The organism is Pantoea nemavictus, from assembly GCF_037479095.1.
Taxonomy (GTDB): Bacteria; Pseudomonadota; Gammaproteobacteria; order Enterobacterales; family Enterobacteriaceae; genus Pantoea; species Pantoea nemavictus.
On sequence record NZ_JBBGZW010000001.1, the window covers coordinates 2,135,984 to 2,158,844 of the forward strand.

The 22,861-nt window shown below is 56.5% G+C and carries 22 protein-coding genes; 6 read left to right on the forward strand and 16 right to left on the reverse strand.

Annotation, left to right across the window (positions count from 1 at the left end; genetic code table 11):
• Positions 1-3: 3 nt before the first annotated feature.
• The 6 genes from WH298_RS09815 to WH298_RS09840 are packed head-to-tail and all read right to left on the reverse strand — an operon-like array spanning position 4 to position 5,722.
• A complete protein-coding gene (locus WH298_RS09815; RefSeq protein ID WP_007893510.1) occupies positions 4-909 on the reverse strand; it encodes an O-acetylserine/cysteine exporter in 906 nt (301 codons plus the stop codon).
• A gap of 21 nt (positions 910-930) precedes the next feature.
• Positions 931-1,431, reverse strand: a complete 501-nt coding sequence (locus tag WH298_RS09820; RefSeq protein WP_049852391.1) for a YbaK/EbsC family protein — start codon at positions 1,429-1,431, stop codon at positions 931-933.
• Between the two features lie 28 nt (positions 1,432-1,459).
• Positions 1,460-2,260 carry a 2OG-Fe(II)-dependent halogenase WelO5 family protein gene (locus WH298_RS09825; protein ID WP_180822751.1) on the reverse strand — a complete coding sequence of 267 codons (801 nt, stop codon included), beginning with the start codon at positions 2,258-2,260 and terminating at the stop codon, positions 1,460-1,462.
• Positions 2,261-2,265: 5 nt separating this feature from the next.
• On the reverse strand, positions 2,266-2,973 hold the full coding sequence (locus WH298_RS09830) for a class II glutamine amidotransferase (protein ID WP_180822752.1): 708 nt from the start codon (positions 2,971-2,973) through the stop codon (positions 2,266-2,268).
• Positions 2,961-4,238, reverse strand: a complete 1,278-nt coding sequence (locus WH298_RS09835) for an ATP-grasp domain-containing protein (RefSeq protein WP_180822753.1) — start codon at positions 4,236-4,238, stop codon at positions 2,961-2,963. Before WH298_RS09835 ends, WH298_RS09830 begins: the two co-directional genes overlap by 13 nt.
• Positions 4,239-4,255: 17 nt before the next feature.
• Positions 4,256-5,722, reverse strand: a complete 1,467-nt coding sequence (locus WH298_RS09840) for a hypothetical protein (RefSeq protein ID WP_180822754.1) — start codon at positions 5,720-5,722, stop codon at positions 4,256-4,258.
• A 213-nt stretch (positions 5,723-5,935) separates the two neighbouring features.
• Between WH298_RS09840 and WH298_RS09845 the strand changes: the two genes are divergently transcribed.
• Positions 5,936-7,369: an aminotransferase-like domain-containing protein gene (locus WH298_RS09845; RefSeq protein ID WP_049852387.1), complete on the forward strand. Its 1,434-nt coding sequence runs from the start codon at positions 5,936-5,938 to the stop codon at positions 7,367-7,369.
• A gap of 66 nt (positions 7,370-7,435) precedes the next feature.
• Here the strand turns inward: WH298_RS09845 and WH298_RS09850 are convergent, their stop codons facing one another.
• From WH298_RS09850 to WH298_RS09890, 9 genes are all read right to left on the reverse strand, one after another.
• Complete coding sequence (locus tag WH298_RS09850) at positions 7,436-8,683, reverse strand: valine--pyruvate transaminase (RefSeq protein WP_180822755.1); 1,248 nt, start codon at positions 8,681-8,683, stop codon at positions 7,436-7,438.
• Between the two features lie 82 nt (positions 8,684-8,765).
• Positions 8,766-9,740, reverse strand: coding sequence for a glyoxylate/hydroxypyruvate reductase GhrB (gene ghrB / locus WH298_RS09855; RefSeq protein ID WP_180822756.1), 975 nt, complete (start codon positions 9,738-9,740; stop codon positions 8,766-8,768).
• A 66-nt stretch (positions 9,741-9,806) separates the two neighbouring features.
• Positions 9,807-11,090, reverse strand: a complete 1,284-nt coding sequence (locus tag WH298_RS09860) for an MFS transporter (protein WP_049852384.1) — start codon at positions 11,088-11,090, stop codon at positions 9,807-9,809.
• Between the two features lie 180 nt (positions 11,091-11,270).
• Positions 11,271-12,215 carry a sugar kinase gene (locus WH298_RS09865; RefSeq protein ID WP_180822757.1) on the reverse strand — a complete coding sequence of 315 codons (945 nt, stop codon included), beginning with the start codon at positions 12,213-12,215 and terminating at the stop codon, positions 11,271-11,273.
• A gap of 10 nt (positions 12,216-12,225) precedes the next feature.
• On the reverse strand, positions 12,226-12,972 hold the full coding sequence (locus WH298_RS09870; protein WP_049852382.1) for a sugar phosphate isomerase/epimerase family protein: 747 nt from the start codon (positions 12,970-12,972) through the stop codon (positions 12,226-12,228).
• 124 nt (positions 12,973-13,096) lie between these two features.
• Entirely contained in the window at positions 13,097-14,122 is a 1,026-nt protein-coding gene (locus tag WH298_RS09875; RefSeq protein WP_180822758.1) for a LacI family DNA-binding transcriptional regulator, read from the reverse strand.
• Positions 14,123-14,180: 58 nt separating this feature from the next.
• Positions 14,181-15,185 carry a LacI family DNA-binding transcriptional regulator gene (locus WH298_RS09880; protein ID WP_007893483.1) on the reverse strand — a complete coding sequence of 335 codons (1,005 nt, stop codon included), beginning with the start codon at positions 15,183-15,185 and terminating at the stop codon, positions 14,181-14,183.
• 159 nt (positions 15,186-15,344) lie between these two features.
• The gene (locus WH298_RS09885; protein ID WP_049852380.1) at positions 15,345-16,007 is read right to left on the reverse strand and encodes an OmpA family lipoprotein; all 663 of its coding nucleotides are present in this window, start codon (positions 16,005-16,007) and stop codon (positions 15,345-15,347) included.
• Between the two features lie 109 nt (positions 16,008-16,116).
• A complete protein-coding gene (locus WH298_RS09890; RefSeq protein ID WP_007893480.1) occupies positions 16,117-16,677 on the reverse strand; it encodes a DNA-3-methyladenine glycosylase I in 561 nt (186 codons plus the stop codon).
• A gap of 141 nt (positions 16,678-16,818) precedes the next feature.
• Here WH298_RS09890 and WH298_RS09895 point away from each other — a divergent pair, with 141 nt between their 5' ends.
• From WH298_RS09895 to WH298_RS09915, 5 genes are all read left to right on the forward strand, one after another.
• The gene (locus WH298_RS09895; RefSeq protein WP_180822759.1) at positions 16,819-17,514 is read left to right on the forward strand and encodes an autotransporter; all 696 of its coding nucleotides are present in this window, start codon (positions 16,819-16,821) and stop codon (positions 17,512-17,514) included.
• A gap of 73 nt (positions 17,515-17,587) precedes the next feature.
• Positions 17,588-18,265 (forward strand): hypothetical protein, encoded by a 678-nt coding sequence (locus tag WH298_RS09900; RefSeq protein ID WP_049852377.1) that lies wholly within the window; start codon positions 17,588-17,590, stop codon positions 18,263-18,265.
• A gap of 111 nt (positions 18,266-18,376) precedes the next feature.
• Positions 18,377-18,913 (forward strand): primosomal protein DnaT, encoded by a 537-nt coding sequence (gene dnaT, locus WH298_RS09905; protein WP_007893473.1) that lies wholly within the window; start codon positions 18,377-18,379, stop codon positions 18,911-18,913.
• Positions 18,913-19,653 carry a replicative helicase loader DnaC gene (dnaC, locus tag WH298_RS09910; RefSeq protein ID WP_007893471.1) on the forward strand — a complete coding sequence of 247 codons (741 nt, stop codon included), beginning with the start codon at positions 18,913-18,915 and terminating at the stop codon, positions 19,651-19,653. The genes dnaT and dnaC overlap by 1 nt, the downstream gene beginning before the upstream one ends.
• An 8-nt stretch (positions 19,654-19,661) precedes the next feature.
• Positions 19,662-20,792, forward strand: a complete 1,131-nt coding sequence (locus WH298_RS09915) for an ROK family protein (protein WP_049852376.1) — start codon at positions 19,662-19,664, stop codon at positions 20,790-20,792.
• A gap of 469 nt (positions 20,793-21,261) precedes the next feature.
• Here the strand turns inward: WH298_RS09915 and WH298_RS09920 are convergent, their stop codons facing one another.
• Positions 21,262-22,725, reverse strand: a complete 1,464-nt coding sequence (locus tag WH298_RS09920) for a sugar porter family MFS transporter (RefSeq protein ID WP_180822760.1) — start codon at positions 22,723-22,725, stop codon at positions 21,262-21,264.
• Between the last annotated feature and the right edge of the window lie 136 nt (positions 22,726-22,861).

A 22,861-nucleotide genomic window follows, 5' to 3' on the forward strand; every position in this document is an offset into this window, starting at 1 on the left:
ACGTCAGGTTCGCACCAATAAGCGCTGACTGACCATGCCACCAAACACATTCACCAGCAGACCCAGAATGATCACCGCCACACCGATCATCTGCTGGATCGACAAGGTCTCGCCGAGAATCAACGCTGCGCTGAGAATGCCCACCACCGGTACCAGCAGCGACAGCGGCGCCACGCGCCAGGTTTCGTAGCGACTGAGCAAATTGCCCCAGATCGCGTAGCCCACAATGGTGGCGATAAAGGCGAGATAGATCAGCGCCAGCACCGTTTGCAGCGAGATGTTCAGCAGGCTGGTAACAATCGATGCTTCGCCATCAAATAGCCATGAGCAGGCAAAGAACGGCACTACCGGCACCAGCGCACTCCACACCACCAGCGACATCACCGGCACCTTGCGGTTACGCAAAATGATTTTATTGGTGATGTTGCCAAGCCCCCACGACAGCGCCGCGGCCAGCGTCAGCATCATGGTGGTCAGCGTTATGCCCGCCGTGGTTTGCCCTTCCATGCCGGCGGTCGCCAGCATAAACATGCCGAGCGTCGCCACTAAAATGCCGACGATGTGATTCCAGCGCAGCTTCTCCGCCAGGAACAGCGCGCCAAGCAGCAGGGTGAAAAATGCCTGCGCCTGCAGCACCAGCGACGCCAGTCCCGCCGGCATGCCGAGTTTGATGGCAAGGAACAGAAAGGCGAACTGCCCGAAGCTGATGGTCATGCCGTAGACCACCAGCCAGCGCAGCGGAATTGCCGGACGTTTAACAAACAAGATCGCCGGAAACGCCACCAGGCTAAAACGCAGCCCCGCCAGCAAGAAAGGCGGCATGTCCTGCAAACCCAGCTTGATCACCACGAAATTCACGCCCCACGCCACCACAACCAGCAGGGCTAACAACATATCTTTGACTGACATACAGATTCCTTACTGCCGCGATCAGGCGGTTGCCGTCACCGGTGTCGCGATCTCGGCACAACATTCATCACCGACAACCTGAAAAAAATCATCCACCTGCAACGCAACGGAGCGATCTAAGGCGCCGGCGTTGAACCACAGCGTGCCGACATCGCGCAGCCGCGTATCGACACGCAGCGCCAGCCGATCATCAAAACTAAACGGCGGCACCGCCCCCATCACGCACTGCGTTAACTCCTGCGCTTTCTCGGGCGGTGCAAAGCTCGACTTCTTGCCGCCAATAGCGCGCGCGGCGCTTTTGAAGTTGATCTTGCAGTCGCCTGGCACAATCGCCAGCAGGTAACGTGCATCGGCACCATCCGGCATCGTCACTTCCAGCACCATCGCCTTGGCCGCCTGATTGAGATCGTTGCCGCGAATTTCGCTGATCAGGTCGGTTTGGCCGATAGCTTCATGTTCCACCACGCGATAGCGCGCCTGATGCTGATCCAGCAGCGCAGTAATTTTTTCGTAGGTATTCATGCTCGTCTCCTCGTCTAAAAACCTGGCGTTAGCTCCAGGCGATGGCGTGTTTCATTTTTTTGTCGGTCAGGCCAAAGAAGAAGCCCATGGTGATGCGCGTGTCGCCTTCCACGCGATCGATTTCGTGATAAAAAGCCGGGTTAAACAGATAGATATCGCCACTGCGCGGTGAGAACTCACACACCTCGCTGTGCGCGATGACGCCGCTTTGATAACCCAGTTCGCCCGGCGTTTTGAAACGTTCATCTACCGGCTGCCACTGCTTATTGAAGATGCGCAGCTCGCCACCTGCATTGCACTCCTGCAAACACACTACGCAGCTCAGTTGATGCAAAATGTTAGTCACCGCCAATCCGCTGCCGGCGGCATCGCGCACGATGTTGTCGTTATGCAGGGGATTGGCGACCCCGTTGGCGTGGAAGCGCACAATCGAACCGGCGTAATCGCCCAGATCGGGTTCGCTGGCGGTTTGCAGACTCTCCAGGCGCAGCGCGTGCTTCACCCAGTTATAGATTTGATCGCGCAGGCAGTGCAGCGACGGCGGCAGCGCCGACTGAATATCGCGCAGTTCGGTGAAGTAGTTTTCGGGGGCGGCAGTATGCTTTGCCAGATAGGGGCCTAGCGTGGTCAACGCACCGTTTGGATAGTGCGATACGCGGACCTGTTCGCGGCACTGCTGCAAATCGCCGACCACGGCTTCCCGCACCTGTGGCGTCAGAAAGTTGCGTAAAACCAGCAGCGGCACGCGCGCCGTCACGATGTCATCCAGCCAGGTGCTTTCCACAAACATGTCAGGATTGATAATGCGTATCTGATTGAAAATAGCCATGTTGATCACTCCCCTAAAGGAAATTCATGAAGTTCATGGTTGCTCATGCGACGCCATTCAGACGCCGTGCCTAGTGTTGAAATGGGTTCAGAAGAGATAAACGTCGTGTTGTCATTCTGGAAACGGTGCAGCGTGAAATAGTTGGGATAGGGCGTATCGTCGGGATGCCATTGCCATGCCCAGGCTTTATCGCGGGTGACAAAAATCGCGTTGGCAGAGCTGCCGCCCGGTGCCACCTGCGCCATCTTATTGCGCAGATAATCGCGGGTAAAATCCGCGGGCGTGGCGCGATCAACCATGTATTCGAGGTATTCGGCAGAATCAAAGTGCGACTCCGCCATGCCCAGCTGCTGGTAGACGGTGGGCAAAAACCCGTTATGCATCATGTACCACTGGGTTGCGCCGCTGGTGCGCCACAGCGGGTGGGAAAATTCGATACCGTGATTTTTGCTCAGCGTAGCGTGGCGCACATGCACCGCCAGAAAGCGGCCACGCAGGCGATCAATATCGATGGTCGGCAGCGCATCGGCGAAGGTGCCGGTGCCGTGCAGCGTGCGAATGTGTCCTTGCTCCAGCCACAAACAGCCCCAGCCGTTAGGATGCTGTTTGATCGGCCCTTCATGGGTGGCGGTTTCTCCACAGCTCATGGCGCGGGCTGCATCCAGCACTGCGGCGGCGTCAAATTGGCCGTGCGCCACAATCATTCTGCACATAGTAAATCCCTCCTGGTGGTGAGCGATGAGACCTCAAGAATCTGATGGAACACCGCCAGAATCTCATCGCGGTTCGCGGCCGCAAGGCGTAAGGTCGCCAGAATTCCGGCGTGACGGGTTAAATCTGCATAGAGAGAAGAGCGCGGTGAAACGGCCAGCGTCGGCAAATTGAGCGGCGGCAACAGCTGACCGCGCTGATGCTGCGCGATCCAGCGTTCTGCCGCGTCATACTGCAGGCGCTGGCGCAGGCGTACCCGGCCCACCGCGAGCGGCTGCGGCGGGAAATGCAGCGGCGGCATGCCGTGACCGGCTTCGATGTGAAACGCCACTTCAGCCCAGTTGATGCCGGTCACTTCCTGCACCAGATTCACCACGCCCATGCCCGAAAGACGGAAGCCCATTTCGAGAAAGTGCGGTTCGCCATTCACTACAATAAAGTCGATGTGAAATGCGCCCTGACGATAGCCAAAGGTTTCGCAGCAGAAACTCATCAGGCTGGAGAAGCTGGCAGGCAGCTGCTGCGCCGCGACCGCCACATGGCCGGACTCGTAAAAACTGACGCAGCCGTCGGCATCGGTGTGATGTTCGATCACCTTTTGGCAGCAGGTCAGCGCCAGCGCATGGCCGTCCGCCACCACGCCTTGCAGCGAATACTCATCGCCGGCCAGCCAACTCTCGACGATAAAGCCGCTGAAGCCGCGCCCGCCGTAGTTCATGGTATCGACCAGCTTGCCAATCACCGCATCCAGCTGGCGGGCTTCTTTGACCAGCCAGATACCCAGACCGCCGCCGCCGTCAACCGGCTTGATCACGCAGGGATAAAGCAAGGCATCACGCGCGTCGCGGATGCTGAGCGGCGAAGCGAAGAAACGAAACTCCGGCTGTGGGAAGCGTTGCCAGGCTTTGCGCAACGCCATGCGCTGTGCGTACTTATCCGGTGGAATAAAACTCGCCCCGGCATCGGGTCCCGCCAGCAGCTCGCGCACGCGACCGGCGCTGGCGTTGTAAGCTTCAAAACCCGCCAGCACCACATGAGGATGTTCCATCAGCCCGGCATGCAAACAGGCTTGCAGCACATCCCACGGATTTTCCGGGCGATCGAGCCGCACAATCAGATCGAACGGCAACGCAATGCTTAGCGATTGGTAATCGACGAAATCGCCCATTTCCGCCAGCACGGTAAAATAGCCGTCGCGTTTGGCCACCGCACAGTACGGATTTTGTCCGTCGCGGGTGGCGCCGATCTGCAGGAAAATCTTTCTCATCGCGTTGCCTTACCGGGTTAACGCCCGGAGATCACTTCAGTGACGACGTCGTGCATCACGCCGTTATTCACCTGAATCACTGCTTTGTGCGGATCAAAACGCAGCACGCGTGAGAGCGCATCGCCGCGCCGATCGTCCAGCAGTGAACTCACCTGTGCGCTGCGCCAGCAGTGGCGCATCTGCGCGACGGTCAAACCAGAAAGTTGCTCAAGCTGCTGTGCCAGTAACCGATCGTCGCTTTCACCGCGCAACAGCGCGCGCACCGCAGCTTCATCCGGCGCATCGACCAACTGCTGCAGCCAGTTTTTCAGCTGCTGTCCTTCGGCGATAAACGGCGAATAGATCATGCAAATCAGCTGGGTTTCATTCAGACCAAATGCCTGCTCGGCGAACTGCGCCGCGCGCTGGCGGGCGCGCTTAATCGCCTCATCGTCCTGATAACGTGCCGCCATCTCATCGATCAGCTGCGGTGGGAAATCCTTTTTCACCATCAGCCCAAGCGCAAAGCGCACATATTCGCGAATGCCTTCGGCATAGTTACGCTGCAGCAGCGTCTCCGCGCGCAGACCGCGAATATGTGCCATTAACGTTGGGTTACCGCAGTCCGATTCGGAAAAGCTGAACATCAGCTCATCAAAGCGGAAATGCATAAATTCAGTCAGCAGCGCCCAGTGCGCACCGGCTTCATAGGCGGTGTCCTGATAGATGTTGAAGAACAGTGGATCGCGTGCCAGTTGCCAGGTAATGCGGTGCGCGGGCGTCACCTGATCGGCGCCGTAAATATCGGCGAAGTAGCGCTCGGCCACGCCATCCAGCGTCTGCAAAAAGCCGCTAAAGCCGCGCGATTTATCCGCCACCGGCGCGGAAAATAGACGCGAAAGATGCCGCGCCCAGGCGAGATAAGCGGTTTGTTCCTGCGGCGAATCGCCGGTGATGATCACATCAACGCCGCCGTCGTAATGCGCCGCCAGGCCAAACGAGTTCACCATGCTGAGGTTACAGGCATTACAAAAGGTGGAGCGGGCATCGGCGCGGAAGCGGTGGCCATTCATCAGCACATCGTTGCGATTCTGCTGGCGCACGCTGGCCGGCATGGGTAGATGGCGATCGAAGTGGCGGATTTGCAGGCCATCGGTCACCAGACATTCGGTGAAATCATCTTCAAAGATATGCAACGCGCGATACACGCGATCGATATTCTCCATCACGCTGTCGTTCATCGCCGCATGGCGGTTAGTGCTGATGCGCAGTTGAAAGGTGCTGCCGTGCTGTTGCCAGATCAGTCCCTGAATGTAACGGACATATGCCACCATGTAGCTGCTGTCTTTGCCGCCGCCGTAGGCCAGCAACACGCGGTTATTTTCCGGCTGTGCGGCATCGGGGAGGGCGGCAAGTAAACGGCGTGCGCAGTGCTGAGCTGAATCGATAATCGTGGGGGTGAGATATCCTTCAATGTCTCTCATCATGGTGGACAGGTTATTCATTTTTCACTTCATCCTTTGGCTAATAAAATCGCTATTGCCGTGCTGACGGTAACAGTCGGGAAATGGGCCACGAAGGTGCTACGGAATGAATTTTTCACTGGGAAGCGCAACGGCAACGCCTGCGCTGAGCTAACAATTAACTGATGCAGCCTAAAGTACTTTGAATGTAATCTGGTGAAAACGCACAGATCAGCACGAAATAGGGTGGAACAGATGGCGGGTGAAACGGAACAGGGCAGTCGTTACCGTCAAATCGCAGAGCAGATAAAACAAGCCATTCACAGCGGTTCGCTGCCGCCCGACAGTCGTCTACCTTCGGTGCGCACGCTGGCGACGCAGTACAGCGTCAGCATGACCACCGCGCTCAAAACATTACGCACGCTTGAGGATGAGCACTACGCGGTGGCGCGTCCCAAGTCCGGCTTTTTTGTCGCGCCGCGTAAGGCGGATAACGTTTTTCCCGTGGCGATCGCTGAGCAAGCGCGCGAAGTCGCGCCGCTCGACGAGCAAACTGAGCTGCATCTGGCGATGCTTGGTTCGGATTGCCGCGTCAGGCTCGATCTGGCCAACGGTGATATTTCGCTTTATCCGGTGAAGAAGATCGGCTTGCTGATGCGCCAGATGGGCTATAGCAAACCGGCGCTGCTGGGCAACACCGTTAAAGGCACCGGCTATATGCCGCTGAAAACGGAAATTGCCCGCCGGGCGGTGGATTATGGCTGCAATATCAATGCCGATGACATCCTGATCACCAACGGCTGCATTGAGGCGATTTCGCTGGCGCTGCGTGCGACCACGCGGCCCGGCGACATCGTGGCGGTGGAATCACCCTGCTATTTTGTGCTGCTGCAGATGCTGCATAACCTCAATCTGCGGGTGATTGAAGTGGAGGCGGGCCCGGCGGGCTACGTCAACGTGGAGAAGCTGACGGCGCTGTTTCAGCGCAAAGCAGTGCAGGCCTATCTGACCATCAACAACATTAACAACCCGCTTGGCAAAAGCATTCCCAACGAACAAAAAGCCTATATCGCGCGCCAGGCCGATGAGAATGATGTGGTGATCATCGAGGATGATATCTTCGGCGATACCGCGTTTGGCGAGCGCCGCCCGTTCCCGATGCGCGCCTTTAGCCCCAATGCCATTTTGTGCAGCGGCTTCTCAAAAACGGTCGCGCCCGGCATACGTATCGGCTGGGTGCACAGCAGCAACTACATGCGCAAAATCGCCTCGCTGAAATACACCACCAGCATGGGGACGTCCGTGCTATCGCAGGCGGCGATAGCCGAACTGCTGCGCAGCGGCGGCTACGACGCCCATTTGCGCAAGCTGCGGCGCGAGCTGAAGAATCAAATCCAGCATATGCGCCAGGCGGTGCTGCGCTACTTCCCGCCGGGCACGCGCGTGTCCGATCCCGAAGGGGGATATGTGTTATGGGTGGAAATGCCATTGGGCGCGTTGAATGTGCGCGCGCTGTTTCTCAAAGCGCGCAACGCCGGCATCGGTATCGCGCCGGGACACATCTTCGCCACCGATCACCGTTACGATCACTGTTTCCGACTGAATGCCGGTTTTGGCTGGAATGCTGAAGTGGATCAGGCGATTCAGCAGCTGGCGCAGTGGTGCCAGCTGTCGTTGCCAGCGACGTGATGCAGCGGTCGCCATAAATGGCGCCCCTACTAAACAACCGTAGGGGTGCCATTCATGGCACCCTGGTTAATTCGTAAACGCGCCTTCCAGTTCTTCTGCCAATATCTGTACCGCGCGCTCAATCTTCTCTGCATCCGGCACGTAGTTCATGCGCATGCATTGATGGGTGTGCGGCCATTCATGTTCCAGGCCGGGGAAGAAGAAGTGGCCCGGCACCATTAACACGCCGCGCGCTTTCAGGCGTTGATAAAGCGTTTCGGTGCTGATCGGCAGATCGCGGAACCACAGCCAGAGGAAAATCGCCCCTTCGGGTTTGTGAATCAGGCAGCGATCTTCCGGTAAATAGCGGCGAAGAATCGCAATCGTCTCGCTGACTTTAGCCTGATAAAACGGCTTAATCACCTCTTCTGACAGACGCAATAAATCGCCGCGCCCGATCATCTCATTGGCCATCGCTGGGCCAATGCTGCCTGGCGCAAGGCTGATGATGCCATTCATGTTGCCAATAGCCGTAATTGTGCTCTCATCGGCGACGATAATGCCGCAACGTGCGCCAGGCAAACCGAGTTTCGACAGGCTCATACACAGAATGGTATTCGGGTTCCACAGCGGTCGCGCTTCGCTAAAGATAATGCCCGGGAAAGGGACACCGTAAGCGTTATCGATCAGCAGAGGTACGCCGTGCTGCTGTGCCAGCGCATCGAGCTGCAGCAGTTCGTCATCGGTGATCACGTTACCGGTCGGGTTGGTGGGGCGCGACACGCAGATCAGGCCGATATCATCATTCAGCGGCAGATGATCGAAATCGACGTGATATTTGAACTGGCCTTCAGGCAACAGCTCAATGTTGGGCTTCGCGGAGACAAACAGATCTTCTTCCAGTCCGGCATCCGCGTAGCCAAGATATTCCGGCGCCAGCGGGAACAGCACGCGCTTTTTGCTGCCATCGGCGCGACGTCCAGCAAACAGGTTGAACAGATAGAAAAACGCGCTCTGGCTGCCGTTGGTCAGCGCGATGTTTTGTGCGGTTAATGGCCAGCCAAGTTCCTCACGCAGCATCTTTGCCAGTGCATCCAGCAGCAGCGCCTTGCCGCGCGGACCGTCGTAATTGCACAGCGCTTCGCTGAGTTTTCCATCCTGATGCATCTGCAGCAGCAGCTGGTGGAAATAGTCGTTCATTGCCGGGATTTGCGCCGGATTGCCGCCACCCAGCATGATGGTGCCAGGCGTGCGCAGGCCTTCACCCATGTCTTCCATCAGACGTGAGATGCCGGAATTTTGAGTAAATTTGTCGCCGAACTGAGAAAAGGACATAGGAAGTTAAAACGTTGTGAAATCGAATGGGGAACCACCATAGCGCCCGCCGCTGGCAGGCGCAATGGCTAAAACAGCAAGCTTAACCCTGGATTTGCGGGTTGACGCAGTTTTTCTCGACGTTGCCGTTCAGCGCCGCGATCAGGTTATCCACCGCGTCGCGCGCCATGCCATAACGGGTTTCATGCGTGGCAGAACCGATATGCGGCAGAGCCACCACGTTTGGCAGCGTCAAAATCTCGGCATCGGCGGGAACCGGCTCAACTTCGAACACATCAAGCCCTGCGACGTGGATGGTGCCGTCTTTCAGTGCGGCCGTCAGCGCCTGCTCATCAACAACCGGACCGCGGCCCGCGTTAATCAGAATCGCGCTTGGCTTCATCAGCTTGAGCTGCGCTGCGCCAATCATATGGTGCGTCTGTTCGGTCAGCGGCAGACTGATGCAGACAAAATCACTCTCTTTCAGCAGGGTTTCGAGATCGCAGGCGCGCGCGCCGAAGCGGGTTTCCGCCTCTTCATGCTGACGACGTGCATTGTAGAGAATGTTCATGCCGAAGCCGAAATGCGCACGTTGCGCCAGCGCCAGACCGATGCGGCCCATGCCGAGAATACCGAGAGTTTTGTGGTGCACATCAATGCCGAAATGATCCGGGCCGATACTCGCTTGCCACTCGCCGGCTTTTACCCACTTATCCAGCTCGGTTACGCGCCGCGCGGTACTCAGCACCAGCGCCATCATGGTGTCGGCAACGGTTTCGGTCAGCACGGTTGGCGTATGCATCAGCAACACCTTACGTTGATTCAGTGCCTCGACATCGAAGTTATCGTAACCCACCGAAACGGTGGAGCAGGCGCGCAGCGCGGGCATTTTTGCCAGCAGATCGCCATTCACTTTGCCGCCTGAGCCAAGCAAACCTTGCGCCTGTTCGAATTGGGCCTTGTGCTGCTGGATAGTTTCCGCAGAAATATCATTGACTTCAGTGACGGTGAAATGGGCATCCAGCTTGGTGCGCAGGTCATCTGGCAGGCTCTTATACAGAATCACAGCAGGTTTCATCTTTTGCTCCCTGTAGAACGAGTTGTGGGCGACCGCAGTCGCCCCGAAAATTCATCTTTTACGCTTTCAGGCGTGCTTCGCCCCGTGCACGGGCGGCGGCGTTTTGTTCTGCGCCGGTTTGACAATCAACGTCAGCCAAACCGAGGCCAGCAGCGCAGCACCCATGAAAATGTAGGAGGCGGCAGGCGAACCGGTCGCGCCATTAAGATAGCCTACAATCCACGATCCGATGAAGGATCCGAGTGCGCCCATGCTGTTAATCAGTGCCATCGCACCCCCGGCGACGTTGCGCGGCAACATCTCAGGAATGATGGCGAAGAACGGGCCGTACGGCGCATACATCGCACCACCGGCAATCACCAGCAGCGTATATGACAGCCAGAAATTGCTGGAACCGACCAGATACGAACCGAGGAATGCCAGCGCGCCAATCAGCAGCAGCGGCCAGACAAACAGTTTACGGTTCTGGGTTTTATCGGATGCCCATGACACCACGATCATCGCGATGGTCGCCACCAGATACGGCACCGCTGACAGCCAGCCCGCTTCCACCATGCCCATCTGCGAACCGTTGCGCAGAATGGACGGCAGCCACAGCACAAAGCCGTACACGCCGATGCTCCAGGCAAAATATTGCAGGCACAGCAGGATGACGTTGCGATTACGGAACGCTTCACCGTAGTTACGTACCGCTTTGATGCCTTCCTGCTCTTTTTGCAGCTGCGCCTGCAGCGCCGCTTTCTCGCTTTCGCTCATCCATTTGGCCTGCGCAGGTTTGTCCTGCACCAGGAACCACCAGGCCACCGCCCAGATGACTGCTGGGATGCCTTCAATGATAAACATCTCGCGCCAGCCAAAGGATTCAATCAGATAGCCGGAAACCACCGACATCCACAGCACCGTGACCGGATTACCGAGGATTAGGAAAGTATTGGCGCGCGAACGCTCCGATTTGGTAAACCAGTTACTGATATAAATCAGCATCGCTGGCATCACCGCCGCTTCCACCACGCCAAGTACAAAGCGAATCGCCGCCAGCATTGGGATGTTACTCACCACGCCGGTCAGCGAGGCGCAGCCGCCCCATAAAATCAGGCACCAGAAAATTAACTTCTTAACGCTACGACGCTCGGCATACAGCGCGCCGGGGATCTGGAAGAAGAAGTAGCCGAGGAAGAACAGGGCGCCCAGCAGCGATGACATGCCTTTGGTGATACCCAGATCTTCGTTAATCCCTGCGGCAGAGGCGAAACTGAAGTTCGCCCGGTCCAGATACGCCAGACTGTAGGTGATAAACACGATGGGCATGATAAACCACCAGCGTTTTGGCGCGATTGTCTGCGATTTCATGGGTGACTCCTCTGGTTGAGGTGGGCGCATTCTGTGGATGCGTCTCGCAATATCGTTGTTGTAGGTACAGACTGTTTGGTTTCGTACGGACCCGTAGCGGCGCAATTTATTGCGCTTCTGGCCGCGAAGCCGCTGCTTAAAGTGCGCGATGAATCGCGCCGCTACGGGATTGTGCAGTTATTAGTAATCACCCAGCGCCGCGCGCGTAGGCAGTCCTTCGCTGTCGCCGGCAACCTGAATCGCCAGCGAACCGATTTTGTTGCCGCGCAGAATCGCCTGCGGCAGCGTTTTTCCTTCCAGCAGGGCGCTGATAAGACCAACGGCAAAGCCATCGCCCGCACCAACGGTATCGACCACGTTTGCCACATGAATCGGCGCCACCTGGCCCTGCTCACCGTCGGCGGTTTTGTACCAGGCGCCATCGCCGCCGGTTTTAATCACCACCGCTTTCACCCCCTTATCGAGGTAGAAATCGGCAATCGCTTCTGGCTGACGATAGCCGGTGAGAATCAAACCCTCTTTCTCACCAGGCAGCACCCAGTCGGCATATTCCGCTAAATGATTCAGCTGTTTACGCATCTCCTCTTCGCTGCGCCACAGCACTGGGCGCAGATTGGGATCAAAGGAGATGGTTTTGCCACGCGCGCGCATCTCTTTCGCCGCGTGCTGTGCCAGTTGCAGCGAGCTGTCAGAGATCGCTGCCGCCACGCCGCTCAGATGCAGGTGGCGCGCGCTGCCAAAGTAATCGTCGTTAAAGTCGGCCGGCGACAAGTGGCTAGCGGCTGAGCCTTTACGGAAATACTCCACTTCTGGATCGGAGCCGTCATCAACGCGTGATTTGAGCTGGAAGCCGGTGCGATATTGGGCATCGGTGGTCACACAGCGGTGATCGACACCCTCTTTTTCCAGCTGTTGTAGCGTGAAGCGGCCAAAGCTGTCGTCACCGACGCGGCTGACCCAACCTACATTCAACCCGAGACGCGCCAGGCCAATCGCCACGTTGAGCTCGGCACCGGCAATGCGCTTGACGAACCCTTCAGCCGCGGCGAGATCGCCGGTTTGCTGGGCGATAAACATCGCCATCGCTTCACCAATCGTCACCACATCCAGCGTTTTTTGCGTCATTTTCGGCTCCTTACGCTGCACGCAGCAGGTCAACGTAATGGCGAGTGACCGCCAGCAAATCGGCGCCTTCCAGTGGGAATTCGATACCGCGTGGCGCATCGACGGGCAGCGCCTTGAGCAGCGAACGCCAGCTCTCGTCTGCCTGATCCAGCGCGATAGCGCGGAAAGTGTTGCCGTGCGGCACGGCGGTTTTAACGTGAATATAGCTGACGTAGCGGCTAAGCTGAGCGGCGGCCTGTAAACCGTCTTCGCCGGTCCACTGCCAGTTACCCATATCGAAGGTCATATCCAGCGGCAGCGCGGCATCGCAGGCTTGATGGAAGAAGCGCAGCATCGGTGCCAGTTTGCTGTCCGGCGTTTGATCGTTTTCTACCACCAGCGTGACGTTTGACGTGTTCAACACCTCGAGCAGCGGGCTGGCATCCAGTTCAACAAAATGCCCCAGCGCCAGCTTCAGCCGTTTGGCTCCGATGTGTTCAGCTTCCTGCAGGAACTGCGCCAGACGCGGATTCAGTGCGCCATCATCCAGCCACAGCGCTTCCGGCACGGAATAGCTGGCGCTCAGCTGATGCTGGGAAATCGCATTGCCCAGCGCATGCAGCAGGCAGAGCTCATTTTCACTGAACAGCTCGCGGCGAATTTCCACGCCATCCGCACCCGCCTGTTTAATCAGCGGCAGCAGTGCGGCCTGGCCACCCAGCTCCGCCACTTTCTGCGCGCCGTATGCGGCAGTTACAACAATAATTTCTGGTTTCATCACTTTTCTCCGGGCAAGACCACATCCCATTCGTAATAAAAAAGCTAAATGGAACCGGTTCCAAAGGAAAGGTGCAGACCGCGGAATTATGATCAGGCTCACGAAGTGAGCCAAAGAAAGGGGGTTAGCGCAGCGGCTGGGTGGAGCCGCGCACGATCAATTCGCCGGAGAACAGCTGCTCGCTGATGATTTGTTCGCTGCCTTCAATGCGCGCGATGACCTGCTCCAATGCGGCATAGCCAATCTGCCAGGTGGGCTGCTTCAGGGTGGTGATGCCGACGCCCGCCAGCGCGGCCCACTCCAGCTCATCGAAACCGAGCAGGCCGATGGATTCGCCCCAGCGCAGGTCAAGGCGCTGTAAGGCGCGCGCCACCTGCAACGTCAGCGCGCCGTTGGCGGCAATCACCGCAGCGCGTTTGCCCGGGTGGCGTTGATGGAAATCGTGCAGCAACTGTTCCAGCGCTGCGGGTTGATGCAGCGCCACTTCGGCATTCTCGGCCACGACCTGCGGTGCGTTTTGCACCGTGGCGTAGAAGGCGCGCAGACGTTCGCGCCGCGTGTTGACGCTGCCCAGCGGCTCGCTGACAAACAGCAGCGCCTGATAGCCATTATCCAGCAGATGCTGGGTGGCAATGTTTGAGGCTTCAAGGTTGTTGAGGCCAACCACATCGCAGGCGAAATCGGGGATTTTACGGTCGATCAACACCATCGGCAGCATCGACTGTTGCAGCCGATTCAGCACCTCTTCATGCATGCCAACGGCGTTCACCACAATGCCTTCAACCTGATAGCTGCTCAGCAATTGCAGATAGTGCTGTTCGAGATCGACTTCATTGTTGGTGTTACACATCAGCAGCGTAAAGCCCTGCGCACGGCAGGCCGCTTCAATGCCGCTCAGCACGTCAACCGAGTAGGGATTGGTGATATCGGCAATAATCAGGCCAATCAAACGCGTGCGGCCACGTTTCAGACCGCGCGCCATCTGGCTGGGACGATAATTGAGTTCGGCGATGGCTTGTTCGATTCGGGCTTTGAGATCGGGCGAGAGCAGATTCACTTCGCCATTCAGATAGCGGGAAACGCTGGTTTTACCGGTTTTTGCCGTACGGGCAACGTCACTGATTGTGGCTCGTGGCGGCCTGGTTTTCATTGCTTACACCTGCTGGAAAGAAACAGGCGAAGACTAACACAGCTCGGGCCTGGCGCAATCATTGCGCGTCAGAAGTGAGGCGCAGCACCGGCTGCCACAGCGTCTGAAGTTGGTTAAGTGGCTTATCATCCAGCAGTTGTAACACCATTTCCGCAATGCGCTCACCGATGCGCTGCTGTGAGAGCTGCAGAATGGCATTAACTGGCTGATCGATAATCGAGTCTGGCGGTAGGCCATCATAGACATACAGCGGAATGGCCTGCGCGCCCTTCAAACGGGCGGCTTGCTGCAGGGCAATTGCGGCACCTTCACCCAGCGTACTGCAATCGGTAATGATCGCCTGCGGCGCATCACCTTGTGCCAGCCAGGCATTGGTTTGCTGATAGCCGGAGCGGCGGGTGGCGGGCAAAGCTGCCATCAATGATTGATCGACCGGCGCCTGATGCTGGATCAGCGCATCAATAAACCCCTGGCGGCGATCGAGGGTGAAGGTTGAGAACTCATTACTGCCGAGATAGGCGAGGCGTGGCAAGCCTTGTTGCAGGCAGTGTTCTGCCGCCAGAAAGGTACCGGCATGATTATCGTAATCAATCCACGCATAAGGCTGTGGCAGTTCGCTGCGTCCCAGCGTCAAAAAGCGAAAACCCTTCTGCTGCAAGCGTTGCAGGCGCGCATCCTGCGGCAGGGTATGGGTCAGAATCAGTGCATCCATCGCGCCGCTGCGCATCATACGCATCAGCTTACGGTGTTGATCGGGCGATTTAGCGGGCAGCAGCAGCAAATCAATATCGTGCTGAGCGAGGCGTTGATCCAGCGTCAGCAGCATTTGGCTGTAGTAACTGTCATTGAGCGAAGCATGGCTGATGGGAAACACCAAACCGACCGCATTGGCGCGTCCGGTTTTCAGGCGACGAGCGGCATCGTTGGGGCGATAACCGCGCGAATGCGCTTCCTCTTCAATGCGTTTGCGGGTGGCGGCGGCGACATCGTCATAGCCATTTAGCGCCCGGCTCACGGTGGTAACAGAGAGGCCAAGGGTAGCGGCGATGGCTTTCAGTGACATGATAGCGTTCCGTTGATCAATTTTTGATCACGCTAGCATAAAGGAAAAGGCGGCTCTATCTGTTGCGAATTTTTTAGCTTTTTCTGACAAAGATGGCGCTAAAAGTAGCTTAAAAGTGCGATAAAAGCCGATCTGTTGTGGCAGATCGGCTCTTTACTCTTAGCTCAGTGGGCTGAGAGTGATCTCAACGCGACGGTTTTGCGCTTTACCGTCTTCGGTGCTGTTGCTGGCAACCGGATTGTCCGGGCCTAAGCCCTGGGTACGCAGACGGTTCTGCGCCACGCCTTGCAGAATCAGGCCGCTGGCAACGCTGTCAGCACGCTGCTGTGACAGACGCATATTTAACGCACGGGTGCCGGTGCTGTCGGTATAGCCGACCACGTTCACCGCGGTTTTTGGATACTCTTTCAGTACCATCGCCACGCCGGTCAGCGTATTGGCTCCCGCCGGTTTCAGATTGCTGCTGTTAGAGTCAAAGGTGACGTTATTCGGCATGTTGAGCACGATGTTATCGCCCTGACGCGTGACGCTAACGCCGGTACCGCGCATTTTGTCGCGCAACTTCGCTTCCTGCACGTCCATGTAATAACCTGCACCGCCGCCAAGCGCTGCGCCGGATGCCGCGCCAATCAGCGCGCCTTTGCCGCGATCTTTCTTCGATGACGACAGCACGCCAACCCCTGCGCCCAGCATCGCACCCAAACCGGCGCCGATGCCCGATTTTCCAGCCTGAGATTCACCGGTATAAGGGTTAGTGGTACAGCCCGACAGCGCGACGCTGCCGCTTAATAACAAGGTCAGCGCCAAAATACGCTTATTCATACAAAGTCCCTCAAAGATTCGCACGGGGAAAAGCCCCAAAACGGCACTATTATGCCGTTCAATTATGGGGAAATGCGTGAGGGTCAGTCTTAATTTGTAAACTTTTGCGTTAAAGATTATTGGGATGGCAGAAACAACTGGTTTGATGATCGTTAATCAAGCCGCAAGCCTGTAGAAATGAGTGGCAGGTTGTGGGACCGACGAATTTAAAACCACGCTTCTTCAGCGCCTTCGACAGCGCAATCGCAGGCTCGGAGGTGGTGGGCGCCAGTTTATAATCGGCGTAATGATGCAAAATCGGCGTGTTGTCGACAAATGACCAGATAAAGCGGGAAAAGTCCTCTCCGCTCGCTTCCAGTGCTAATAATGCGCGCGCATTGTTGATGATGGCTTCCAGCTTGCCACGATGGCGGATCAGGCCGGCATCCTGCATCAGGCGCGCCATATCGTCTTCATCCATCAGGGCCACAGCATTGGCATCAAATTCATGGAAAGCGCGGCGGTAATTTTCGCGCTTTTTAAGCACCGTAATCCATGAAAGCCCAGCCTGCTGGCCTTCGAGGCAGACCATTTCGAATAAGACTCGCTTATCGGTTTGCGGTACGCCCCACTCTTTATCGTGGTACGCGAGGTAGAGCGGATCCTGAGTTACCCAGCCACAACGTTGCATTGCTTCACTCCCTTAGCAGATGAAAAAGTGATAGTTCCCTTGACGTTTTACAAAATCGATTAATAGTTAAACAAATGGTGTCGATAAAGATCTCATAAAAAGATAACGCCCAATCTCTTCCCGGCTCGTCAGGAGTCTTTCATGTTGCAGAAAAGTCAGCGGACAGGCCAGCACAAAATTGCGCTGGCTTTTGGCGGTTTGTGGCTATTTTTTCTGGCCGGGAATGCCTATGCCTTTGATCAATCAGGCCAGAATAGTGCGCCAGATTACAATGCGATACTTGGCGAAAAGATTTCCAGTAATCATCTGATGTTGACAGAAAACGCGGATGCCAATTTGTTTGATGCGGCCCTTAATTCGCCCAACGATAATGCCATAGTGATGCACAGCGAAAGCGCCAGCGTCGGGGCCGCGCCGTTTGTAAATCGCTACTCGGCCGGTTGGTCGATGCCGATGAGTGCAGCGGTGAGCACCGGGCCAGTGGCACAGTTCGCGGTGGATGATTCAACGTTGAGCTGTCCTAAATGTGAACGGGTTGATAGCAATAATGCCGAGCATATTGCGTCATTAGGCTGGCGCGTGGATTCCAGCCTGGGCTGGATATCGCCGTGGGCGCAGGTGAGTTATAGCCATCTGGTGAATGAAGAATTCCCATCACCCAGCCGCGAGCGTGCAGAGGATATCAACGGTCGTGATAACAATTGGGTGGATGTCAGCGTCGGTGCCAATCTGCCACTGGGGCAAAATATGGCCGCCTTCGCGTCGTTCGCGCAAACCGGTGCGGTCAGTAACGGCGAGCAGTTTATTTATAGCCTTGGCGTCAGCGCCAGCTTCTAATCGGCATAAAAAGAGAAGTGTCAAAAAGTGAGGTCAATATACTAAGCGCGCTAATCATTACCTTGGTCACAATATGCGCAACAATATTATTCTTATTAGCCGTGAAATTACGGCATTTATCATCAGTGGATTGGTGCTGGTTTTCTGTATGGCGATGGTCTATATCGACGTCAACTGGATGAACGATGCACTGCACGAAACCTCTTTCACCGAAATCACGCAGGAGGTAATGCTGCTGCTGATCGCGTCCTGCTATTTCCTCTGCGCCTGGCAACGGCCGCAGCAGCGCAGCGTGCTGATCCTGGTCGGCGGTTTTTATAGCTGTATGCTGATTCGCGAGATGGACTTCCTGTTCGATTTCATCAGACACGGATCGTGGCTGTGGTTTGCGCTGGCGACAACGGCTGCCAGTCTGGCCATGGCATTGCGCCAGCCGCGTCAGATTCTGCCCGGTCTGGTATCGCTGGTTCAGCATCGCAGCTGGCAGATGATGGCCGCAGGATTACTGGCTGTGCTGGTGTTTTCGCGCTTATTTGGCATGCATCAGCTGTGGGAACATCTGATGATGGACGGTTATAACCGCGTGGTGAAAAACATGGCGGAAGAGGGCAGCGAGATGTTCGGCTACAGCCTGTGCCTGATCGCCTCTGCACGCTATTTGTGGCAAACCCGACCACAGCCTGTCTCGGTTCAGGCACCGCAGGTTTCACGCCATGTGAAACACGCTGAACCGCTGTCTGCATCACGCTAATACCTGCGACCTTTTTGGCGATCCCTTGCCCTAAAACAGGTACACTTACCGCATAACGTCGGGCTGAATTTGCCGCCCGACGCATCATGCTGGTTAACGTCAGGTTTCTTCATGTCAGTCAAAATCTTATCTTCAACGTTGGTGGGGCTGGATGGCTTTTGCCATGACCCGCTCGCGGTGCTGCAGCAGGCCGATAATGGCACGCTGGCGGTGCTGCATAACAATGCACCGGCGTTTTATGCGCTGACGCCACAACGCCTGGCGCAGCTGCTGGCGTTGGAATCCGCCGCGCAGCAGCCTAATGATGTCACGCTGGATGAAAGTCTGTTTCAAACGGACAGCGCGCCCATCGCCACGCCGGTTGGCAAGTTCGCGATGTATGAAGGCTGGCAACCAGATAGCGATTTTCAGCGTCAGGCAGCCATCTGGGGTGTGGCGCTGAGTGAACCTGTTACCGCTGCTGAGCTGGCGACGTTTATCGCTTACTGGCAGGCGGAAGGTCGTTTGTTCCATCACGTGCAGTGGCAGCAGAAGTTAGCACGCAGCGTGCAGATGAATCGCGCCGCCAATGGTGGACAGCCAAAGCGCGATCTCACGCAAATCAGTAATACTGATTATGATATTCCCGATGGATTCCGAGGTGAGTAATGAAAACGCCGAACGATCTCTTTAGCCGCCTGAAAAAAATGATGCCGTCCGAAGTGCAGCCGAAATTCAAAAACGGCGCGGAGCTGCTGGCCTGGAATCAGGAGCAGGGCCGCTTGCGCTCGGAGGCGATTGTGCGTGAAAACCGCGCGATGAAAATGCAGCGCATTATGGGGCGCTCTGGCATTCGTGAGCTGCACATGAACTGCTCGTTCGACAACTATCGCGTGGAAAATGATGGGCAGCGCAAAGCGCTGGCCATGGCGCGCGAATATGCCGCCGGATTTGAAAATAGCATCTCCAGCTTTGTTTTTTCCGGTCGTCCCGGCACCGGAAAAAACCACCTGGCGGCGGCGATTGGTAACGATCTGATTATTCGCGGCAAAAGCGTGCTGATTGTTACCGTTGCGGATTTGATGTCGAGCATGAAAGGCACGTTCAGCGGCGGCAGCGATTTAACCGAAGAGCGTCTGCTGCACGATCTTAGCCATGTCGATCTGCTGGTGATCGATGAGATCGGCATGCAGAGTGAATCGCGCTATGAAAAAGTGATCATTAATCAGATTGTCGATCGCCGCTCATCGTCGAAACGCCCAACCGGCATGTTATCGAACCTCGATCCCGCCGGGATGAATTCGCTGCTGGGTGAACGTGTGATGGACCGTATGCGCCTCGGCAACAGTTTATGGGTGCGCTTTGACTGGGAAAGTTATCGCAGCCGTGTGCGCGGTGACGAGTATTGAGGGGTGCTATGAAAGCAGCCGGTAAAGGTCCAGCATTACTTCGCCTGAATAACCTGAAACGGGTGATGACGCAACTGCGTACCACCCGCATCACCTCCCGCCAGGATCTGGCATTAGCGCTCGAACTGAGCAAAAACACCGTTTCGTTGATTGTCGATGATTTGCTCGAGCAGGGGCTAATCAATGAGCTTGGCCCGGTGAGCGTCGCCACCGCCGGTCGACCCAAAATCGAAATTTCGCTGCGCGCAGAAAAGTTGAAAAGCGCGGGCATTATGGTGGAGCGCCAGGCGATTCACTGGCGCGTCTGCGACTATTTCTCGCAGGTGATTGCCGAACAAACCTGGCGTACGGAAACCCGCGATCCCGAACATCTGCTGCATGAGCTGGTGGAAGTGTGTCAAACCCTGCACGCCGCGCATCCTGAATTACTGGGTGTCGCGATTGGCTTCCCCGGTATCATCGATCCGCTGCGCGGCTGGGTGCATTTCTCCGCCCATCTCGGTTGGCAGGATGTTGATGTCATCACCCTGCTGCGCCGCGAAATTCCGCTGCCGCTGCGCATTATGAACAACGTGAAAGCGGCAGCGCTGCTCTCGGTACAGCAGCTCGAACTGGACAAGTCGCAAAGCCATTTCTATTTGCGTATTTCAGAAGGGCTGGGCGGTGCGCTGGTGGAGCAGGGTGAAGTGTTTACCGGCAGCAGCTGGACGGCGGGCGAAATCGGCCATCTTACAGTGCAGCCCAACGGCGAGCGCTGCAGCTGTGGACGTCTCGGTTGTCTGGAAACGCTGGTCAGCAAGCCGGCAATTCAGCAGCAGCTGGCTAAGCGCAAACCCGGCCTGCGCTGGCAGAACGGTGAAAGTGAGCCGGAAATCTTGCAGGAAGTGATGACGCAGGCGGGCACCTATTTGGGCACCGCGCTGAGCCAGGTGATGCAGCTGGTCAATCCGGCCAGCATTATTATTGATGGGCCGTGGAATGCGCAGCCGGCATTTGTGCAGGCGGTGCAGCAGGCGGCGCAGTCCGGAACGCTGGCCTTTACCTTCGCCCACACCGCGCTGCATTTCCTGCCAATGCGTATCGATCCCGCTAACGGCTTAGCGCTGGCGGTGATTGAGCAGTACGAACGCCTGAGTTAAAAAGGGCGCCATAAATGGCGTAATGCCGATCAGTTAAGCGCTGAGCGACTTTCGTTCGCCATCGGCTGGGGCAGTTTCAGTTATGCCGTGCGGCGACCGAGAAGAGGGCGTCTGGGCCACGCCCTCTTCACTCCCCGGCCCTGCGCCAGCCCATCCCGCCGCTTCGCGGTGCCTTCACTCTCTCACGATTCCTGACGGACCGGCGGCGATTCGCTCCTGCTCAGCGCCGCCTCTCGCCGCATCCCTGCGGCTCGCCCTGGAATCCCTCACTCGCTCAGCGGGCTGGAATGTCGCCTCAACACCCGCGCTGCAGCATGCATGCGTTTTTCTAAATCACCATCGCTGTAACGCCTGTAGGGTCGCCATTCATGGCGACCAGGTAACCCCCGCGGAGCCAGTGCGCTACTTAACTGACGAGCATTACGCCATAAATGGCGCCCCTTCAGGTCTGTTGCCGCATGCTTAACAATTAATGTCTTGGAATATCAAACGACTCGCTCGGCTTGCCGGATGTGGTACTTTCCGGCAGGTCCGCTTCGACGTTAAATTTGCGCAGTACCAAAGCGTGGATCTTCTCGAGTGACACGCCCGCCGTTTCTGGCAAATAGCGGAAGGTAAAGAAGTACATTCCTAGCGAGAAGATGGCGAACAGCAGCAGCGGGAAGCCACCGTGGAACATATCCAGCAGCATCGGGCTGCTGTTCATGATCGGGAAGGTGCTGCTGATAACAAAGTTGGCCATCGACATCGCACAGATGGAAATCCCGACGCAAATTGAACGAATCTCAGTCGGGAACACTTCGCCCAACACCGTCCACACAATCTGGCCCCACGTCATACCGAAGAAAATCATATAGGCGAACAAGCCCACCACCGCCAGCATGCCCGGTAAATGATAATAGAAGGCGATGAAGGAGTAGGTCAGGCACACGCAAGAGGTGATGGCGCCCAGCAGCAGTAGCTTACGACGACCCACTTTATCGATCAGCATCATGCCCACCAGTACGCCGATAAACTGACAAATCGACAGCCAGAAAGTTTGCAGCAGCGCTGAATCGGTGCTGCCCGCGACGTTTTTCAGCAAGGTTGGCCCAAAGTACTGAATTACGTTGATGCCGCTAATCTGGTTACCTACCGCCAAACCGATACCGACAATCAGCAATGGAACGGTGGTCTTATCCAGACGCAAACGCGATTTGTGTTGCTGCGCGGTTTTATCAGAAAACGAATGTTTGATTTCATTGAACACGCTCTCGGCATGCTCGCGGTTTGAGATCTTGGTCAGCGTATCCAGCGCTTCATCATATTTGCCTTTCAGCACGTTCCAGCGCGGTGACTCCGGGATAAAGGCGATGAACAACATAAACAGCGCACACGGTACCAGCGCCGTCGCGAGGATGTAGCGCCAGCCCATGTTGATCATCACATCCGGCAAGGTGGATTTGGTGATGAAGTAGTTAGTCAGTAACACCACCGATTGACCGCCGACGCAGCACACGGCATACAGCGCAGTGGTACGGCCACGAAACTTAGAAGGCGACAGCTCAGCCAGATAGATCGGCGAAATTACCGACGCCAGGCCAATCGCCAGGCCGCCGATCATGCGGAAGATGACGAAGACGGTGAAGTTATGGGCGATTGCCGTGCCGACCACCGAAAGGGTAAACAGCAGAGCGGTGATGGCGAGGGATTTTTTGCGTCCCAGCTTGTCGCTGAGGCGCGGCGCCATAAAGCAGCCGACCAAACTGCCAAGCAGAATGTTGGAAACCGCCCAGCCTGTTTCGGCAGGCGTTAGCTGGAAATATTCACTTAAGGGTTCGATTGCCCCGGAGATAATGGAAGAGTCATAACCCATTAGCAGACCGCCAAATGCCGCGACGGTACAGCAGAGAATGACATACTTCATGTTGTAGCGTTTTTGCCTGGTATCCATTGTTATAGCCCCTTGTCTCTACGGCCTGAACATTACTTGTTCAGAAAGAGGTGTTATGTAGGTTTCGATGTTCAACTTTTATGCACGCAAGGTCTTCGCTATGGAATATATGTTCTAAATGATGGTTTTTGGATCA

Excerpts from the sequence above, each read along its gene's own strand:
- WH298_RS09815 (WP_007893510.1), bottom strand. The coding sequence starts at position 909 with ATGTCAGTCAAAGATATGTTGTTAGCCCTGCTGGTTGTGGTGGCGTGG.
- WH298_RS09820 (WP_049852391.1), bottom strand. The coding sequence starts at position 1,431 with ATGAATACCTACGAAAAAATTACTGCGCTGCTGGATCAGCATCAGGCG.
- WH298_RS09825 (WP_180822751.1), bottom strand. The coding sequence starts at position 2,260 with ATGGCTATTTTCAATCAGATACGCATTATCAATCCTGACATGTTTGTG.
- WH298_RS09830 (WP_180822752.1), bottom strand. The coding sequence starts at position 2,973 with ATGTGCAGAATGATTGTGGCGCACGGCCAATTTGACGCCGCCGCAGTG.
- WH298_RS09835 (WP_180822753.1), bottom strand. The coding sequence starts at position 4,238 with ATGAGAAAGATTTTCCTGCAGATCGGCGCCACCCGCGACGGACAAAAT.
- WH298_RS09840 (WP_180822754.1), bottom strand. The coding sequence starts at position 5,722 with ATGAATAACCTGTCCACCATGATGAGAGACATTGAAGGATATCTCACC.
- WH298_RS09845 (WP_049852387.1), top strand. The coding sequence starts at position 5,936 with ATGGCGGGTGAAACGGAACAGGGCAGTCGTTACCGTCAAATCGCAGAG.
- WH298_RS09850 (WP_180822755.1), bottom strand. The coding sequence starts at position 8,683 with ATGTCCTTTTCTCAGTTCGGCGACAAATTTACTCAAAATTCCGGCATC.
- ghrB (WP_180822756.1), bottom strand. The coding sequence starts at position 9,740 with ATGAAACCTGCTGTGATTCTGTATAAGAGCCTGCCAGATGACCTGCGC.
- WH298_RS09860 (WP_049852384.1), bottom strand. The coding sequence starts at position 11,090 with ATGAAATCGCAGACAATCGCGCCAAAACGCTGGTGGTTTATCATGCCC.
- WH298_RS09865 (WP_180822757.1), bottom strand. The coding sequence starts at position 12,215 with ATGACGCAAAAAACGCTGGATGTGGTGACGATTGGTGAAGCGATGGCG.
- WH298_RS09870 (WP_049852382.1), bottom strand. The coding sequence starts at position 12,972 with ATGAAACCAGAAATTATTGTTGTAACTGCCGCATACGGCGCGCAGAAA.
- WH298_RS09875 (WP_180822758.1), bottom strand. The coding sequence starts at position 14,122 with ATGAAAACCAGGCCGCCACGAGCCACAATCAGTGACGTTGCCCGTACG.
- WH298_RS09880 (WP_007893483.1), bottom strand. The coding sequence starts at position 15,185 with ATGTCACTGAAAGCCATCGCCGCTACCCTTGGCCTCTCTGTTACCACC.
- WH298_RS09885 (WP_049852380.1), bottom strand. The coding sequence starts at position 16,007 with ATGAATAAGCGTATTTTGGCGCTGACCTTGTTATTAAGCGGCAGCGTC.
- WH298_RS09890 (WP_007893480.1), bottom strand. The coding sequence starts at position 16,677 with ATGCAACGTTGTGGCTGGGTAACTCAGGATCCGCTCTACCTCGCGTAC.
- WH298_RS09895 (WP_180822759.1), top strand. The coding sequence starts at position 16,819 with ATGTTGCAGAAAAGTCAGCGGACAGGCCAGCACAAAATTGCGCTGGCT.
- WH298_RS09900 (WP_049852377.1), top strand. The coding sequence starts at position 17,588 with ATGCGCAACAATATTATTCTTATTAGCCGTGAAATTACGGCATTTATC.
- dnaT (WP_007893473.1), top strand. The coding sequence starts at position 18,377 with ATGTCAGTCAAAATCTTATCTTCAACGTTGGTGGGGCTGGATGGCTTT.
- dnaC (WP_007893471.1), top strand. The coding sequence starts at position 18,913 with ATGAAAACGCCGAACGATCTCTTTAGCCGCCTGAAAAAAATGATGCCG.
- WH298_RS09915 (WP_049852376.1), top strand. The coding sequence starts at position 19,662 with ATGAAAGCAGCCGGTAAAGGTCCAGCATTACTTCGCCTGAATAACCTG.
- WH298_RS09920 (WP_180822760.1), bottom strand. The coding sequence starts at position 22,725 with ATGGATACCAGGCAAAAACGCTACAACATGAAGTATGTCATTCTCTGC.